Annotated in this window: 1 protein-coding gene; it reads left to right on the top strand. The window is 44.2% G+C overall.

Features of this window, described 5'->3' with window-relative positions:
- Positions 1 to 269 (top strand): ERF family protein (locus tag Q5762_RS38490; RefSeq protein ID WP_315896963.1); only part of this gene is annotated, 269 nt, incomplete at both ends.

Genomic DNA, 269 nt, shown 5'->3' with positions numbered 1-269 from the left:
GAAATGTCAGAAAGAGGTTTGGTCCTAGTCCCTAGCGAGCTAAATCGTGTTGTATCAGTCATCAATACAAAAAGCGGCGGACAGCAACAGATCGTCTCCCTAGAAATTGAATACACCATCTACGATGCTGAAACAGGCGAGAAAATCACATTTCGTGGATATGGTGATGGACAAGACTCTGGTGATAAAGCAGTGTATAAGGCAAAAACAGGAGCCTTAAAATACGCGCTGACCAATCTCTTTATGATCCCCACTGGCGATGATCCTGA

The sequence above is a fragment of the Streptomyces sp. P9(2023) genome (assembly GCF_032436795.1).
Lineage (GTDB): Bacteria > Actinomycetota > Actinomycetes > Streptomycetales > Streptomycetaceae > Streptomyces.
The sequence above is the reverse complement of the archived record's forward strand: the minus strand, read 5'-3'. Positions and strand labels throughout refer to the sequence as shown.